Consider the following 15,091-nt stretch of genomic DNA (forward strand, 5'->3'; position numbering starts at 1 on the left):
AAGTTTAGTATACAAAGAATCTTTGACCAAGTCCGCAGTTACCATTCCCTTAGTATAAAAAATATAAAAACTGTGTCCCATATGTAAAGTCCTGAAAAACCCAAAACAAAACTTTGATTTACAGCTTATTATTTCTTAAATTGTTGTAACCAAATTAACATTTATGAAAAGCGTAAAACATTTATTGGATACCAAACAGGCCATCATTATTTCGGTAACTGAAAATATTTCAGTGTTAGATGCCTTAAAGGTAATGACCGAAAAAAACATCAGCGCAGTATTGGTTATGGAAAACGAAAAGCTGCAGGGAATTTTTACCGAACGCGATTACGCCCGAAAAATCATCCTCCAGGGAAAATCTTCAAAAGATACCCTGATCAAAGAAGCGATGACAGCCAACCCCATCAGCATTAAATTGAGCGATAGTATCGACCTTTGCATGGAACTGATGACTGATAAACACATCCGCCATTTACCAGTTGTAGAAAACGGCGAGGTAAAAGGCATGGTATCAATAGGTGATGTGGTAAAATTTATTATAGCCGATCAAAAACAGACCATTTCGCAATTGGAAAGTTATATTAGCGGATAATTTTTTTCAATGTACGCTCCCATCGAAGCCGCTGTTTCGTTAGTTTTTATACTATTGGCCTTCTTTTTACCCTATAAAAGGCCACAAAAATATATTCAGGTAAGCTTCAAATACCTCGAAAAGCAATATGCAAAATGGGAACTTTTTGCAATTGTACCTTTATTTATCTATATCGCACTGATAGGATATCTGTTAGGTAATTTATTCATTTTCCTATCAAAGCAGATACAACATAAAGATTTAAGCTTGTTCCACTTTTATCCCAATGATGTTTTTTGGTATGGCATTGCCTCCATTTTTGCATTTGGTTTTGTTGCTATACCGATGGATTTTACCTATAAATTACTTCTCAGAGAAAGATATGAGGAGTATGAGGTTTATACCAATTCAAAACACAATTTTGATGGACGGAAAGCAATCAGGCCTATATCTATTTTATTGGTAGGTTTTTCGTCGTTATTACTGTTCTGTGGGCTTAAATACAGTATTCAAATTTACCCTAAAAAAATCGTGTTTAATAAATTCTGGAGTTTTAAGCCAAAAACCCAACCAATTGTCAATATTAAATCGATCTATTTTATTGAAATGATTAAATATGGCGACGGTCAGAAATCTGAGCCCCACCACTACATCAAATTTAATGATGGAAGCATCTGGAATACCCATGATGGACTTGGCGTTATCAACCAGGAAGATGAAATGATCGAATACCTTTCAAAAAAAACAAAAATTGAAATAGATACCTTAAACCTCGATCCGGATTAAGCTTTTACCGCCACTTTCTCTTCAGTTTTGCCGGCTTGATGCATTTCGAGCTTTCCGTTATACTGTGCGCCCATCTCAATTTCTATGGCTTCTGCTTTAATGTCGCCGTTAACCTTGCCTGTTTTTTTGATTTCGAGGTTCTGCGCTTTCACATTCCCGTTAACAGTACCGTAAATAATAGCAGAATCGGTTTGGATATCACCTTTAATCATTCCTTTTTCGCCTAAAACAATACCGCCCTCTACATTTACATTTCCAATTACGGTTCCATCTATCCTGATTACCGCTTTTCCTTTTAGCTCGCCGGTAATGGTAAAACCAAGGCCGATAATGGTAGAAATTTCCTGTTGATTTAAATCTTTTATCTGGTTATTTTTTTTGAACATGTTTTTACAAGGTTAAAAAGGATCTTGGATTTACAACTTTGCCGTTTTGGTGTACTTCGTAATGCAGGTGAGGTCCGGTAGAGCGTCCGGTTGAACCTACCTTACCAATATTATTTCCGGCAACAACGTTCTCGCCTTCCTTAACCAGAATTTTGGAAAGGTGGCCATAATAGGTTTCGAAACCGTTGCCGTGTTTAATTACCACGCAATTGCCATAACCGCCACGTTTACCGGCAAAAATTACTTTTCCGTTTGCTGTACTTTTAACAAGATCGCCGTAACTGGCCCTGATATCCAATCCTTTGTGTGTTTCTACATTTTCGCCGGTAAAAGGATTTTCGCGGTGACCATAACCTGATGTAATGGTACCCAAATGTGGATATCCCATTGGGGTATAGGCCACATTGTAGGCAATTTTACTGAGGTAATTATCATAAAATTCGCTGATTTCCTCGCTCGATAAAACCTCATCACTTTCTTCTCCCCCTTCGTTGCCGGTTAAAATCGGTTTCAAGCCACGTGCCTTTAGGTACTTATTGATGGTCAGTAACTTTTTATCTATCGATTGATAATGTTTTTTCAACGATGAGGTATCTATAACCGAAAGTTTGTTTTTACTTTTTAGGAGAGCTACTTCGAGTTTATTTTTTGCCAATTCGATATTAGAGTTGTTTCTGATCAGGTAAAATACACTTGCCAGAAGTATTAAAAACAAGCTTAAAAGGCCAAAAATATACTTTTTCCAATGTACAACATAAGCGGTAGGAACTTGTATGGGCTTACTCGAATTTTGGTTTTTATTTACAAAAATGACGGTTGTTCTATTCCGTTTTCTGTTCATATTTTCACAGGTTGTTTGTTTGGGACAAAAACAAATATATGATTTACAACTACATAAGCAAAGACAAAGTGTAAGTTTAACACTGATGGGAATAAAAGATTAAGACGTCTTAATGTAGCGTTAACACACAGTTAAAACACAAACTAAAGCAATTAATCAACTATATTAGTGGTAAAACAATTAAATGAAAGCTCTTATTTACCCGGCACTGGCGATTATCATAAATTTCATCCTGTTTCAAAGTTTTCCGATGGCTGGCGGTGGAGCTAGTTTAGCTGCATTATTAACAATTCCACTTATTGTAATAATTTCATTAGTGTTCTCGCTCATCCATTTCATATTAGTACGAAAAAAGACAAAAACCAAATATTTTCAATTATTGGCCATCATTTCGACTGTTTTGGTGAGTTATTTTTTATTTATTTCTGATGAAGGCAACACTCCTGTTGATATTGTTGGCCGAATGTTTAAAACAGCAAGAAATTATGATAAAATAAAGTCAGATGATTTTTATTTAGAAAGTGTTCCGGCCAACCATGAAAAAATAATTGCTGCAAAGAAAAAATTCAAAAATCAACTTCCCGATACTGCTTATGTAATTAATATTTACGGAAGTACTGATTTTAAAACCATGGAAAGCTTAGGTCTTTATTATAAAAACGGAAAACCTTTCCCTGTAAATAGGAATGTTAAAATTACGCAAATCAATAATACGGCGGTTATGTTTAGCAGAATTTTAAAAGGTGATACTTTAAGTTTTGTGTTATCGCCATTATCAATAAAATCAGGCCAAAGCAGGGTAAGCGGTTTCCCTGAAGAAAACCATAAAGGTAAACCCAAAAGTGATTTAAGACTAGCTGATATTACACCAATTAACAAAACAGTAACTTTAGATCAGCAGTTCTTCGCTTACAAAGTATTTTACTGGCTGCTTTAACATTCAAGATTAACTATTCTTGAAGAAGCATGTTTTATAGATTTCTCTACTACGGTCGAAATGACGGCTCAATGAATGAAACGTCGCCCTTTAAATCTGTGCAATCCACAAATCTGTGCAATCACCCGCGAAGCGAATCCACCCAATCATTGCTACCAACGCCACTCACCCGCAATCATTAACGGCTCCTTTAAATTCTGTGATTCCAGGAAAGCCCTCAATTCTTCTTCTCCCTGTACACCTACCGATATTTTTGGGGTATTGGCCAGGGCATAAGTTAACATGGCACTATAACGTACGGTATTTTTGAGCTGCTGCTCATCAACCAGTTTAAAACTATCACCATCCGAATGGTAAAATGGTCCGGAGTTATTGGGTAGTTTGCCTCCAAAGCCACCACCCGTAGGGATTCCCTCTAACATAAATGGCTGATGATCGCTATGTAAACCCGCGCCTGCATTAAACAGGTTTTTAAAACCGGTATCAATCTTTACAATATCAGCTCCCCAAGTAGTAAAAAGATCTTTCATTTCACTTCTTGAAGTAGAAAAACCTTTCGGATCGTTCGTCATGTCGTAATTCAGCATAAATTTCACCTGGTTAAGGTTTCTGTCTTTTTTAGCCTGATCAATATAAGCTTTTGATCCCAATAGCCCCTGCTCCTCTCCCATAAACAATACAAACTCTACCGTACGTTTGGTTTTTAAATTCAGCTTTTTAAAAGTTCTTGCCATATCCATAATCGCGAAAGAGCCGATGCCATTATCGATGGCACCCGTAGCCAAATCCCAGCTATCCAAATGTCCGCCGACAACAATCTTATCTTTAGGCAATGCTGTTCCCTTAAAAGTTGCAACCACATTGCGTGCTTTAATCAATCCAGAGAAATTGGTCATGGCTATATGTGCCGTTTGCGGCTGTGATTTAATTTTCTCTTTCAATGCCATCCCATCTTCCAGACCGATACAAACGGCAGGGATGGGAATTAATTTCCCCGTTACCGAAGCGGTTCCGGTTAAAAGCACACCATCTTTTACCGTATTGATGATGATTACACCAATGGCACCATATTTTGTTGCTATTGCAGTTTTCTCCGAACGGTGCAATGATTTTGTCCCTGCCGGTGAGCCGGGTAATACCCCGAGATAAATCAGTGCGATTTTACCTTTAAATTTTTCAGGACTGGCCTGATAATCTGCCTCCAGCCCATTACCTGCGTCTACAATTTCGCCTGTAATATCTGCATTCACCGGCGAATGTGCCAGGGTAACTGCTTTCATTTTAGCAAGATGGCTTTTATCTGCACCAATTTCTACATTAATGGTTTTCCGTGCCCAGCTTTCTACCTCAAAAGGTTGAAATTTTACGTCGCAGCCGTATGATTTTAGTAAATCGAATGCATATTGCTCTGCCTTTGCCCCATTTGCCGAACCTGTTAAACGGTGACCAATAGTTTCGGTTTCATATTTAAGGGTTTGGTAAGCTTTTGAATTTTGCTGTACATCGGCATTGATTTTAGCAAAAACATCGCCGAATTTATCCTGGGCATTTGCAAATAAGGCTGTACAAAGAAGCGCGGTAGAGAAAAGGTATTTCATCAGGTTTAGTTTATCTGCTGAAAGTACAAATTTTAGGCAGATAATGGTAGCTGTAACGTATATTTTGCTTTGGAGTACTGCGCCTCGAATGCAAACTAACAATAAGAGTCGTCATACTGAACTTGTTTCAGTATCTATCTTGCTAATCTACTGTCTTTAAGACCCTGAAATAAATTCAGGGTGACGACCATTATAAAAATAGACCTGTTAAGATTATTGCTCTTTAACATGCGCCTTTTTCTTTGGAAAAACCAAAGAGGCCACAATACTGATCACCAAAATGCTCAAAATCACGATCAGCGAATGTTCGGTAGTGAAACCCCATTTTTCGAGATAGGTATGCCCCAACATTTTAACGCCGATAAAGGCCAGTAAAAAGGCCAGACCCGTTTTTAAATAATGGAATTTATGGATAATATTTACCAATAAAAAGAACATGGAACGTAAACCCATGATGGCAAAAATATTGGAGAAAAATACAATGTAAGGATCTTTGGTTACTGCAAAAATGGCCGGGATAGAATCGACCGCAAAAAGCAGATCCGTAAATTCTACAATTAAAAGCACCAAAAACAATGGTGTAACCATTCTTTTATGATCAATTTTCACAAAGAAGTTTTTACCCTCGTATTTTGGGTGGATCGAGAATATCTTGGAAGCCCATTTTACAACGGGATGGTTTTCGGGATCAATTTTATCGTCTTCTTCTTTACTGAAGAACATTTTCACGCCCGTAAATACCAAAAAAGCACCAAAAACATAAAGTATCCAGGCAAATTTGGTAATCAAGGCTGCGCCAACAAAAATAAAAATGAAGCGCATAATGATGGCGCCCAATATTCCCCAGAACAATACCCGGTGGTAATACTTCTCTTCAACCGCAAATGCAGAGAAAATAAGGACAATTACAAAAATATTATCTACCGAAAGTGCATATTCAATTACATAGCCGGTTAAAAACTCCAGTCCGAGGTTTTGTTTATAAACCGCCAAACTTCCTTCAAAATCGCCCGGAATGAGCTTAATATGGTGCTGGTGTTTGGTTACAATTTCCTGTAGATGGGCAAAATCCCTGATTCCGTGGAGCTGGTGCCCCTCTGTTAATAAGATAAAATAAAAACCGATGGCAAGTGCCACCATAATCAAACTCATTATCCCAGCCTGTTTTAAGCTCACTACATGCTCCTTCCTGCTAAAAAGACCTAAATCCAAAGCAAGGATCAATGCAATAAAAAGCAAAAAACCTAAGCTAAAAAGTAATTCGTTACCCATTATTTTTTACGTTCAGTGGTATACAGTACAAGCTGCTCCAAACCCGTTTGGGCTTCGCCTGCCTCAAAGCTGTGCAAAATATCAAATGCTTCATTCTGGTACTCCAACATTTTCTGGTTTGCATAATAAACACCTTCATGTGCATTTACGAAATCAATAATCTGCTGAATTTTAACCGGATCATCCTGATGGTTTTTCACCAGGTTGATCATTTTTTTGCGTTCTGTTTTTTCGGCCCTGTTTAAGGCATAAATCAAAGGAAGAGTTACTTTCTTCTCTTTAATATCAATGCCTACCGGTTTACCAACATCATCAGTTCCAAAATCGAAAGTATCATCTTTAATCTGAAAGGCAATTCCTACTTTTTCTCCAAACAGCCGCATTTTTTCTATTGTAGCATCGTCGGCACCGGCCGAAGCAGCACCCGCAGCACAGCATGAAGCAATTAAAGAAGCGGTTTTCTGTCGGATCACATCAAAATACAGTTCTTCCGAAATATCCATCCTGCGCACCTTTTCTACCTGCAACAGTTCACCTTCGCTCATCTGTTTCACCGCTTCCGATACAATCTGTAACAAACGGTGTTCGTTATTGTTTACCGAAAGCAATAATCCTTTGGCCAGCAGGTAATCGCCAACCAGAACGGCGATCTTATTTTTCCATAAAGCATTGATAGAGAAAAAGCCCCGGCGCTCATAGGCATTGTCCACTACATCATCGTGCACCAAAGTTGCCGTATGTAAAAGTTCTACCAAAGCTGCCCCACGATGGGTTGATTCGGTAATCCCACCGCACAGTTTAGCCGCAAAAAATACGAACATCGGCCGCATCTGTTTGCCTTTCTGCTTTACAATATAATGGGTAATCCTATCCAGCAACGGTGCGTCGCTATGCATCGATTCCTTAAAGGTTTTTTCAAACGCTTTAATATCAGCAGCTATAGGTGTTTTTATCTGTTCGATTCCCGGCATTAAGTCGAAAAATTTTGATTGCAAACTTAAACTAATTTCCCATAAATAGGTAATCTGTAAACGTATTATTAAGGATTTGAAAAGGATTGGGCAGTAAATTCTACCATCTTCTCTCCTGCTATTGCCCATAGTCCGCGCCCTCATGCTTCGGGCTGTGGGCTATTTGGCGCTATCAGGTTTAATCTGAACGGCCGGTGCAATCAAGCGCCCTCAAATTGACAATTATTTCATCGAAAAAAATTAGCTTTATTTAATTTCAAATTTTACATTTAAACCAATATTGCAGGTCAGATAAAACCATCACATACCTGTAAATATCATAAAATTATGATGGCGTCATTACCGATGAAAAATAAATAAACTGCTGATGAAAAAACGTTATAAAGTAATCATAGGTCTTTCGGCATTAATTATTGCAGGTTACCTGTTGGGGCCAAAACCCAAAAAGCCGGTATTTAATGAGGAACTTACCAAAGTGCCCGATCTCGAAGATCTCGATCACTACGTAGCAAGCATCGAATCCATGCACAAGATAAAACCCGGCAACGAGGCCGAAATTATCTGGGCCGATAGCCTCCATCAGCAAACCGAATATGCCATTGTTTATTTACATGGCTTTTCTGCATCAAAAACAGAAGGTAATCCGGTACACCTAAATTTAGCGAAAGAGCTGCATGCTAATCTATACCTTGCACGCCTAGCCGATCATGGTATCGATACCTTGGCACCCATGCAATATTTTACAGCCGACCGACTTTGGGAAACCAGCAAACAAGCCTATGCAATTGGTAAAAAACTGGGCAAAAAAGTAATTTTAGTGGGTACCTCTACCGGCGGAACGGTGGCTTTAAAATTAGCGGCTACCTATCCCGAAATCAACAGTTTGATTTTAATGTCGCCAAATGTAGCCATTAACGATAAAAATGCCTGGCTTTTAAACAATCCATGGGGTTTACAAATTGCCCGGAGGGTAGTGGGTGGCGAAGAACGCAAGGTTGACGACCGTACCGACGAGTACAAAAAATACTGGTATACGCATTACCGGCTCGAATCGCTGGTTGAGCTGGAAGAGTTTATTGAAAGCAGCATGCTTAAACCAACCTTCCAAAAAGTTAAACAACCCGTGTTACTGCTTTATTATTATAAAAATGAACTGGAGCAGGATCCGGTGGTTAAGGTAGATGCCATGTTAAAAATGTACAATGAGCTGGGTACCCCAAGCAATTTAAAGCAAAAAGTAGCCATCCCCAACGCAGGCAACCATGTAATGGGATCGTATATTACTTCGAAAGATTTGCCCAGTGTAGAAAAAGCAATAAACCAATACATTAAAGATACCTTAAAAATATCTTTGGAAACTTCTAAATAAATCAAAATGAAAAAATGGCTCTCACTTCTTATCATCTTATTCTGTATTATCAAAAGCCAGGCGCAGACCGTAAGTTATAATGATTTTAAAAAGCTAATCCCCCACCTACAGGCCGAAGATTGGAAAAATGTCTACAGCATTTCATCTGATCTCTTGTCTTCATCAGAAAAGGATACTTCAGATTTTAGGGCAATAGTTTTATATGCTAATATTTTGTCGGCATCAGGTATGGTAACCCAACGTTTAATGACTTTCGAACAATTGGAAAAAGCTATCAGCAAACACAAAGGGCATAGAATATTATTTTCTTCCCATCCAATCACACAAAAAGAAGGGGCATTAAATTCAGTTAAATTTTCTGACGCCGAATCAGCGAAAGATGCTTTTATTACTGCAACCAATAAAGAGGGCACCTATATCTTATGTTTCGAAAATATCATTTTCAAAAAACCGGTTAATCCGGCTTCTTTTAATAATTCTTTTGTACGGTGCGGCGGTAAAATTGATAAAATAGAGTTTAATCCAAACAAATCGCTAATCTGGATTACCAGATTAACCATTAAAGATGGCTTTGCCAGGGCATCGGAATAATATCGGAAGATGAAAAAAGAAATACTTTTCCCTAGCCTTTACTATATTTTTGTAATCTGTTCGATATTAATCTGCATCAGGTATTTCCACTCGGGTCCCTGTACGCCAAACCTCGATTTTATATCTATAGTACTACTGGTTCCAATAAGTTTCATATTACTTTTATTCAATCTCTATAAAAGTATTAGAACAAAAAACTGGTGGTTATTCGTCCCTCATTTATTAGGATTCTCAATACTTTTACTAGTTTTAAACATTATCTGATCTTTCGCTCTCAAAACCAATGAAAAACCTCAAACTTTTATTAATTGAAATAACATGGCTTTTGGGCTGTGCGATAGTATCCTATTTCCTAGTTCTCATCATATTAGGAAATTCTGGACTTGATATTAATCTTCACGATACTTACTTCGCATTTCAAGACAAATATTACCTGATCTGCCTTGCTTTCTTATTCACCTCCTTCCCCATTTATTTTATTAAAGAAAATAGGCATTCGTTTCATCGGAAACTACCATTTGCTACTTTTTTAACATTAGGGTTAGGTTTAAGTTCGCTAATTATTAAAGCGAGCCCTTTTTTTCTTTTTTTACCTGTGATGAATAAAAATGAATGGAAAGTCTATCCTCCATTATCCATTCAGAATACACCTTCGGATATTCTACCAAAGGATACACCTCTTCCTACTTTTTTAACACCGATCAATTTCCTCATCTTATTTCAGATTATAGTTATCGCTTTAATGTTATTTGCAGCTTATAAATATGGGAAACGTAAAAATTAATTATGAAAAAACAGGAAGTAAAAATAGTAGATAAAACTTAGTTAACTTCTTATGAAAAACAAACCAATATTACAGGAGATATTATGGCTTTTGGGCTGTATTGTGATTAGCATAATTATCGGTCTCTGCATATTTGGAAGAACTCTTTATAGCGATACTATTGATATCAATCTTCACGATACCTATTTCGTGATTAAAAAACGACATTTATTAATATTCTTTTTTATTATTATTTCCTTTTTTGTTTACTATTTTAAAGAGTTTAAATACTCATTTTGCAGAAAAATCCAACGCTCATTTATTTTCTTTTTAGGTTTTATTTTAATCCTGCTGGCATCATTAGCAGTACAGCTTCTGCCTTTTTTTAACCCAAATCACAATATTAACGGCTGGACGATTTATCCTCCATTGTCAATACAACCCGAAATCAATAAATTCGAACAAAACTTTATTATTTTAACAATTATATCTAAAGCTATACTTATACTGCAGGTTGCGGTGGTAGCAATGATGTTATCTGTAACCTATAGATGGGGGAAATCGAAGGCTCAGAATGAAAATTAAGCGAAATAGACCCTGAAATAAATTCAGGGTGACGATATTTGGGAGAGGTTTACTTCGATATAGATTTCTCGACTTCGCTACACACCGCTCGAAATGACGGAAACTCAGACTTACGAGGCTCTTCCCCGCACTGCCCCAACGAAACCTCGTAAGACAAAGGGTATTTTACCCTACAATATTCTTCACAATGATTTCAGCGTGCACCCTCGAGTTTTCGATAAAAAGTTTGTGGGTATCTAAACCACCACAAACCACTCCGGCCAGGTATAAACCTTTTACATTGGTTTCCATGGTTTCTTCGTTATAAACCGGGCATAAGGTTTCAGGCAGATCGATACCAAATTTCCTCAGCATCGAAAAGTCCGGCTGATAGCCTGTCATGGCGATTACAAAATCGTTTGGAATAGTTTTAATCCCTTCAGGTGTTTTAATATCCACTTCACCTTCCCTTATTTCAAGCAGTTCCGAATTGAAAAGGGCCGTAACTTCTCCTTCTTTAATCCTGTTCTGTATATCAGGGCGTACCCAGTATTTAACATGTGGACCAAGTTCGCCACTCCTCACCACCATGGTTACATTTGCACCTTTTCGGTAAGTTTCTAATGCAGCATCAACACCTGAGTTATTCGCCCCAACCACCACTACATTTTGAAAGGCGTATAAATGTGGGTCTTTATAATAATGTGTCACCTTCGGTAAATCTTCGCCCGGAACATTCATCAACAAAGGCACGTCATAAAAACCTGTTGCCACAATTACATTACCAGCAATATAATTCGTTTTAGAAGTATTGATTTCAAAAACACCCTCATCATTTTTAACTACCTGTTGCACCCTTTCGAATAGGTTGATATTTAAATCGAATTTTTCGGCCACACGGCGATAATATTCTACGGCTTCGTTACGGTTTGGTTTAGGACTGATGGTTACGAACGGCACACCTCCAATTTCTAACTTTTGCGAAGTAGAAAAGAAAGTCATAAATACCGGGTAGTTGAACAAACTGTTTACCAAAGCTCCTTTTTCTATAATTATATAGCTTAGGTTTGCTCTTTGGGCTTCAATTGCACAGGCCATGCCTATGGGGCCGGCACCTATGATTAATACGTCGTAATGATTTTGATTTTCAGACATTTAGATATTTAAACAATGGCCATCATCTCGACTGAAGCATCGTCCCGACGTTAAGTCGGGAGAGAGATCTATTGATATAGATTTCTCGACTGCGTTGCACTACGCTCGAAATGACGGTCTTTTTGTAGACATTACACTTTCATTGCTTTACTTGGGCAGGCAAAATCGGTTCTTTTTAAACCTGTATTTTTTATTGCACCATAACCACCTGCTATATCAATAACGTTTTCTACCCCACGCGATTTTAAAATAGAAGCAGCAATCATGGAGCGGTAACCACCTGCACAGTGAATATAATAAGTAGATTTAGGGTTAATTTCGCCGGTCCAGTCGTTAATAAAATCTAATGGACGGCTAAGCGTAAATTCTAAATGTTCTGATTCGTACTCGCCTGGTTTGCGCACATCAAGTACCGTAATTTTGCCATTTGTTGCGGCTTCTTCAAAAGCTTCGGCAGAAATAGATTCGATTGTATCGATTTCTTTTCCTGTTGTCGTCCAGCTTTCGAAACCACCCTCCAGGTAACCAATAGTACTATCGTATCCTACACGGGTTAAACGCGTAATCGATTCTTCTTCTTTGCCCTGATCGGTAATCAGTAAAATCGGCTGTTGCAGGTCGGTAATCAATGCCCCAACCCATGGAGCAAACTGTCCGTTTAAACCAATGTTGATCGAATTTGGAATAAACCCCTTTGCAAAAACCTGTGGATCACGGGTATCGAGCATAATGGCACCTGTTTGGTTTGCCAAATCTTCAAACTGCTGAGGAGTTAAGGCATTTAAACCTTTCTCGTAAACTTCATCAATGCTTTCTACCCCACCTTTATTAATGGCGGCATTTTTAGCAAAATATTGTGGCGGAGGCATAATACCATCCGTTACTTCGGCAATAAACTGTTCTTTTGTTTGGGCCTTTAAAGCATAATTAACCTGTTTCTGGTGTCCAAGTGTGTCGAAAGTTTCCTTACTCATGCTTTTACCACAGGCCGAACCGGCTCCATGCGCAGGGTAAACAATTACATCATCGGCCAAAGGTTTTATCTTTTCATTTAACGAATCGTATAACATTCCGGCCAGATCTTCCATCGTTAAATGGCCTTTTTGGGCTAAATCAGGTCGGCCTACATCACCGATAAATAAGGTATCGCCACTAAAAATGCAATGGTCTTTTCCATTTTCATCGGTTAACAGGTAAGTAGTCGACTCTAAAGTATGGCCCGGTGTATGTAACGCGGTTATGGCTAGCTTACCAATTTTAAACTGTTCACCATCTTTAGCGATATGTGATTTAAATTCGGTTTTGGCGGTTGGTCCGTAGATAATTTCTGCTCCCGATTTTTCTGCAAGGTCTACGTGGCCCGAAACAAAATCGGCATGAAAATGCGTTTCGAAAATATATTTAATGGTAGCGCCGGCCTTTTCTGCCTTTTTTAAATAGGTAGCAACTTCTCTTAAAGGATCAATAATTGCAGCTTCGCCATCACTTTCGATGTAATATGCGGCTTCTGCCAGGCAACCTGTATATATCTGTTCTATTTTCATGTTTTTTCGCAACGTCACCCTGTCCCGATTTTATATCGGAATCAGGTCTCATCAAAAAGATGCTGAAACAAGTTCAGCACGACGGATCTATTACAGCAAAAATAGGGCTAAATACTTATAACCGAAATGATGTTGATCATAATTGCAGAAGTTTTACTTTATATGGTACAGACCTCGCAGGTTTAATTCGGGTTGCTCGATATTTTCATAGGCCTCATTGAGGGCTGCGCCGTTTAAAAACCTGCGAGGTCTTCATCTGAAATACATCAGGAACCGCTAACGCTCGTTCTTAACAAGTTTTGAATAGTTTGCTGTTAAAAACGATAAAATCGTTTAGCTATTTATGCACTCGTTAAAAACGAGCGCAAGCACTGAATCTTTTTAGACCTCATTAATCTTTAGTCAACTCTCCCCTTAGCGGTTCTTCCATCAGTTTACGGCTTTCTTCAATTGATAAGCCTAAGCCCATTACGAACATCAGTTTGGTTACCGTGGCTTCGAAAGTTAAATCGTAACCGCTTAAAACGCCCATTTTTAGCAGCTCTCTGCTGGTTTCGTAACGACCCAACTGTACTGAGCCTTTTTTACACTGCGAAATATCGATAATGATTTTTCCGCTTAAAATGGCCTGGCGTAGGCTATCAATAAACCATTCGGCGGTGCTGGTATTGCCAGAACCAAAGGTTTCTAAAATAATGGCATCTACTTTCGAATCGGTAATGGCCTGAACGGCCTGTGGTGTAATGCCCGGATATAATTTAAGCACACCGATGTTCGAATTAAAATTGGTATGCAATTTCAATTCTGCTCCGGTAGCTTTTAAAACATAATTTCTGTGAAACTGTAAATGAACCCCAGCTTCGGCCAATACAGGGTAATTGGGCGAGCGGAAGGCCTCAAACTTTTCGCTGTTGTATTTTATAGAGCGGTTACCCCTGAACAATTGTGCATCAAAATAAATGCAAACCTCCGGAAATAATGCTTTGCCATCTTCTTTGGTGGCAGCAATCTCTAATGCGGTAATTAAATTTTCTTTGGCATCTGTCCTGATTTCGCCGATAGGCAATTGCGATCCGGTTAAAACAACCGGTTTATCAAGGTTTTCGAGCATAAAACTCAATGCAGAAGCAGTAAAAGCCATCGTATCCGATCCGTGCAGGATTACAAATCCATCGTACTGGTCGTATTTATGGTAAACCAATTCGGCCAGTGTTTTCCATATTTCAGGATCCATATTTGATGAATCCAGCACTGGATTAAAGGAATGTACATCTAACTGATAATCTAAACGGCCCAATTCAGGTACGTTTTCTTTGATCTGCTCGAAATCAAACGGAACCAACATTCCGTTTGTAGGATCGTTAACCATACCGATGGTGCCACCGGTATAGATAATAAGTATTTTGGTCATTTGGTTTAGTGAAGGTTGCTCACCGCAAAGAAACTAAAAATTTAGAAATGATCGGGTGTAATTTTTAAATTAGCAATAAAAAGATTAAAAAAAGACACTAAATTACTAATTTAATAAAATAATCGACGATATTTTATTAAATAAACAATAACACATCAATAAAAAAGCAGTGCTCGGAGATCCTTCGACTACGCTCAGGATGACAAATTATATTTATGAGACAGCCTCGATGATATGAAGAGACTTATTGATATAGATTTCTCAACTACGCTACGCATCGGTCGAAATGACGAAGTGGCTAAACGTACTCAAAAGATTGCTTCGTCGGCTGA

Annotated in this window: 15 protein-coding genes; 7 read left to right on the forward strand and 8 right to left on the reverse strand. The window is 38.2% G+C overall.

Translation table 11 applies throughout. From position 1 onward, the window contains the following. Window positions 1–163 precede the first annotated feature (163 nt). Both B2V92_RS15850 and B2V92_RS15855 read left to right on the forward strand, forming a co-directional pair. Entirely contained in the window at window positions 164–592 is a 429-nt protein-coding gene (locus tag B2V92_RS15850; protein WP_293309862.1) for a CBS domain-containing protein, read from the forward strand. A 9-nt stretch (window positions 593–601) separates the two neighbouring features. Then, complete coding sequence (locus tag B2V92_RS15855; RefSeq protein ID WP_293309864.1) at window positions 602–1,357, forward strand: hypothetical protein; 756 nt, start codon at window positions 602–604, stop codon at window positions 1,355–1,357. On the opposite strand, the gene B2V92_RS15860 is transcribed toward B2V92_RS15855, so the two are convergent. Then, on the reverse strand, window positions 1,354–1,743 hold the full coding sequence (locus B2V92_RS15860) for a bactofilin family protein (protein WP_293309866.1): 390 nt from the start codon (window positions 1,741–1,743) through the stop codon (window positions 1,354–1,356). The genes B2V92_RS15855 and B2V92_RS15860 overlap by 4 nt on opposite strands. 4 nt (window positions 1,744–1,747) lie before the next feature. Next, on the reverse strand, window positions 1,748–2,584 hold the full coding sequence (locus B2V92_RS15865; RefSeq protein WP_293309868.1) for a M23 family metallopeptidase: 837 nt from the start codon (window positions 2,582–2,584) through the stop codon (window positions 1,748–1,750). A 184-nt stretch (window positions 2,585–2,768) separates the two neighbouring features. On the opposite strand from B2V92_RS15865, the gene B2V92_RS15870 reads away from it, so the two are divergent. Next, window positions 2,769–3,521 carry a hypothetical protein gene (locus B2V92_RS15870; protein WP_293309870.1) on the forward strand — a complete coding sequence of 251 codons (753 nt, stop codon included), beginning with the start codon at window positions 2,769–2,771 and terminating at the stop codon, window positions 3,519–3,521. Window positions 3,522–3,673: 152 nt separating this feature from the next. Here B2V92_RS15870 and B2V92_RS15875 read toward each other — a convergent pair whose 3' ends face one another. The 3 genes from B2V92_RS15875 to B2V92_RS15885 all read right to left on the reverse strand — a co-directional run bounded on the left by B2V92_RS15875 (window position 3,674) and on the right by B2V92_RS15885 (window position 7,362). After that, window positions 3,674–5,119 (reverse strand): M20/M25/M40 family metallo-hydrolase, encoded by a 1,446-nt coding sequence (locus B2V92_RS15875; RefSeq protein WP_293309872.1) that lies wholly within the window; start codon window positions 5,117–5,119, stop codon window positions 3,674–3,676. 213 nt (window positions 5,120–5,332) lie between these two features. After that, a complete protein-coding gene (locus B2V92_RS15880) occupies window positions 5,333–6,391 on the reverse strand; it encodes a TerC family protein (RefSeq protein ID WP_293309874.1) in 1,059 nt (352 codons plus the stop codon). Next, a complete protein-coding gene (locus tag B2V92_RS15885; protein ID WP_293309876.1) occupies window positions 6,391–7,362 on the reverse strand; it encodes a polyprenyl synthetase family protein in 972 nt (323 codons plus the stop codon). Before B2V92_RS15885 ends, B2V92_RS15880 begins: the two co-directional genes overlap by 1 nt. Before the next feature lie 367 nt (window positions 7,363–7,729). Here B2V92_RS15885 and B2V92_RS15890 point away from each other — a divergent pair, with 367 nt between their 5' ends. From B2V92_RS15890 to B2V92_RS15905, 4 genes are all read left to right on the forward strand, one after another. Next, window positions 7,730–8,731: an alpha/beta hydrolase gene (locus B2V92_RS15890; RefSeq protein WP_293309878.1), complete on the forward strand. Its 1,002-nt coding sequence runs from the start codon at window positions 7,730–7,732 to the stop codon at window positions 8,729–8,731. A 6-nt stretch (window positions 8,732–8,737) separates the two neighbouring features. Then, the gene (locus B2V92_RS15895) at window positions 8,738–9,322 is read left to right on the forward strand and encodes a hypothetical protein (protein WP_293309880.1); all 585 of its coding nucleotides are present in this window, start codon (window positions 8,738–8,740) and stop codon (window positions 9,320–9,322) included. A 283-nt stretch (window positions 9,323–9,605) separates the two neighbouring features. Then, window positions 9,606–10,106 carry a hypothetical protein gene (locus B2V92_RS15900; RefSeq protein WP_293309882.1) on the forward strand — a complete coding sequence of 167 codons (501 nt, stop codon included), beginning with the start codon at window positions 9,606–9,608 and terminating at the stop codon, window positions 10,104–10,106. Window positions 10,107–10,157: 51 nt separating this feature from the next. After that, the gene (locus B2V92_RS15905) at window positions 10,158–10,670 is read left to right on the forward strand and encodes a hypothetical protein (RefSeq protein ID WP_293309884.1); all 513 of its coding nucleotides are present in this window, start codon (window positions 10,158–10,160) and stop codon (window positions 10,668–10,670) included. 165 nt (window positions 10,671–10,835) lie between these two features. Here the strand turns inward: B2V92_RS15905 and B2V92_RS15910 are convergent, their stop codons facing one another. The 3 genes from B2V92_RS15910 to B2V92_RS15920 form a co-directional block, all read right to left on the reverse strand. Next, window positions 10,836–11,804, reverse strand: a complete 969-nt coding sequence (locus B2V92_RS15910; RefSeq protein WP_293309886.1) for a YpdA family putative bacillithiol disulfide reductase — start codon at window positions 11,802–11,804, stop codon at window positions 10,836–10,838. Between the two features lie 131 nt (window positions 11,805–11,935). Next, window positions 11,936–13,348: an MBL fold metallo-hydrolase gene (locus B2V92_RS15915; protein WP_293309888.1), complete on the reverse strand. Its 1,413-nt coding sequence runs from the start codon at window positions 13,346–13,348 to the stop codon at window positions 11,936–11,938. Between the two features lie 391 nt (window positions 13,349–13,739). Further along, window positions 13,740–14,759 (reverse strand): asparaginase, encoded by a 1,020-nt coding sequence (locus B2V92_RS15920; protein ID WP_293309890.1) that lies wholly within the window; start codon window positions 14,757–14,759, stop codon window positions 13,740–13,742. Window positions 14,760–15,091: the final 332 nt, after the last annotated feature.

Source organism: Pedobacter sp. UBA5917 (assembly GCF_002432345.1).
Taxonomy (GTDB): Bacteria; Bacteroidota; Bacteroidia; order Sphingobacteriales; family Sphingobacteriaceae; genus Pedobacter.